This is a genomic window from Vibrio sp. 10N.222.48.A3, from assembly GCF_041475345.1.
Classification (GTDB): domain Bacteria; phylum Pseudomonadota; class Gammaproteobacteria; order Enterobacterales; family Vibrionaceae; genus Vibrio; species Vibrio tasmaniensis_A.
In genome coordinates, this window is the sequence record NZ_JBFRVX010001206.1 from 1 (window position 1) to 2,263 (window position 2,263).

At 42.0% G+C, this 2,263-nt stretch carries 1 protein-coding gene; it reads left to right on the top strand.

Annotated features, from left to right (window positions below):
• The first annotated feature begins 863 nt into the window (after positions 1 to 863).
• Positions 864 to 2,144, top strand: coding sequence for an aromatic amino acid transporter (locus tag AB4653_RS25075; RefSeq protein WP_029222809.1), 1,281 nt, complete (start codon positions 864 to 866; stop codon positions 2,142 to 2,144).
• Positions 2,145 to 2,263 lie beyond the last annotated feature (119 nt).

Below are 2,263 nucleotides of genomic sequence, written 5' to 3' on the forward strand. Positions count from 1 at the left end.
TATCCTTGTTGATGATGGAGTGGAAGCGCCTAGTTTGCTTCATACAGTGAGTAAGGTGACAGGTATTGATCTTGGTCTGTCTCACTTTACTATTGAATCGAACGGCAGAAAGACAGTTAACCCCAGATTTATAAAGCGTGCTGAGAAGAACCTCAGACGTAAGCAGAAGTAGTTATCTCGTAAAGCTAGATTGCTATTAGCTAAATGCGATGAAAAAGTCGCTAACGCTCGCGCTGATTTTCAACACAAACTCTCTCGAACTCTCGTAGACAAAAACCACGCTGACCCCCCAAAAGATAGACGTTATTCTGTTAAGTGTAAGTGGTCAACATTTCGGACACTGATTTAAGCCTATTTTCGGCATTTACTGGCGACAGCCCATGAGTTGCGTGCTGAGGCCGAGGCCGATTGTAGTAACTCATCAAGTAATAGCTCATATCTTTCCTTGCCTGAAATTGTGGCATCAGGCTTATCTGATAAAGACCATTCCACAACGCGTCGGCTTAAGTAGGTCTACTTTGAACCAGACCCAATCTAAGTAAGATCATCGCGTCTAGCCTCTCCAATTTTGCATGTTTATATCTATGCGAACCTGGCTGATTACTCATTAACCAGCTTCACGCATTCTCTGACGAACCTTAAATCCCCCCGATTTTGACACCTTCTGCACTCAACATCGAAACAATATTTTTTAGTTAGGTTAAATAGGTAGAAATATTAGGCTAATTTAGAATTTAATTAATATGTCATTCCTAAAATTAAGTTCTAGATTCTAGGTTCTAGCGCTTTTTTGTGCCTCCCTAGCTTGTAAGGGGAGCAGTCTAATAAGAGCAATTGAACTAACGAAAGAAAGGTATTTATTTATGTCTAGTATGAAACAGGTAAGGAGCACAACCCCGCCTTCAATGATTGGAGGAGCCTGTATTGTCGCGTGCATTTGCGTCGGCGCTGGTATGCTTGGACTTCCCGCTGCAGGGGCTGGGGTCTGGACCATCGGGGCTTTAATGGCTTTGCTCTTCACTATGCTCATTATGACAACCAGTGGTTGTCTGTTACTCGAAGTTTTAAAAGATTATCCATACAGGTCGTCTTTTTCTTCCATCACAAAAGATTTGTTAGGAAAAGAGGTTAATTTTTTTAATAACTTAATGATCTACTTTGTGGGAGGGATTTTACTGTACGCTTACATCACTTCATCTGGACTGATCATTAAGGAGTACTTTGGCCTTTCCCCTAAACTAGCTTCTATCCTTTTTGTGCTTATCTTTTCTGGACTAGTTTGGCATTCAACAAAAACAGTTGACCGCATTTCCATGGTGTTGATGCTATTTATGATTATCAGCTTTATTTTTGGGACTGCTGGCCTTTGGTTTAATGTTAATCTTGTTACTTTGTTGGATACTGCTCACTTAAAGTTTGAGTATGCGCAATACGTATGGGGGTTTTTCCCTATTGCTTTAACTTCATTTGGATACCAGCACAGCGTCTCCACTCTGCGAGACTACTACCTTGATGAAAGGCTCGCACAAAGGGCGATTGTAGGCGGAACGCTCATGGCGTTCTTTATCTACACCATTTGGCTATTAAGTATCTATGGTAATTTACCAAGAATTAGCTTCGGCCCTATAATTGCAGAAGGTGGAAATATAGACATCTTACTCATCAGCTTAAAAGCAGTGTTGGCTGAAGAAACCCTATCAAATGTCATTAGTGCTTTTTCAGCGGCGGCCATTTTGTCGAGTTTTATTGGGGTAGGGTTGGGTGTGTTTGATTTTTTGGCCGATCTTTTTCAATTTGATGCTACCTCCAAAGGAAGAACCAAGACCTGGGCGGTTACATTTATTCCGCCTCTTATTTTTTCTCTTCTTTTTCCTTTTGGTTTTCTTAGCGCAATTGGTTATGCAGCGTCTGCCGCTGCGATTTGGGCATGTATCGTACCGGCATTGTTAGTAAGGAAATCGAGACTACAAAGACCAGCGTTTAACAACCTTGAAGAGAGTGAAGAAGATCAGAAAAAATCGAAGGCTTACCAAGTGCCTGGAGGAGAGTTGGTGTTGGTTGGTGTGTTTATCTACGGTGTGAGCATCATCGTTATCAACGTACTAGTCCTGTTCGAAGCGCTGCCCGTTTTTGACGGCGTCTAGCCTTATTAATTTTAAAATTACCCACCCAAAAGATTCAAATCACGGTCAAGGACGAGCAACCCGAGCGCTGAGGGGCGTGGTTATTTGCCGATCGAGCCCTATTAGGACGGTTTTAAAAT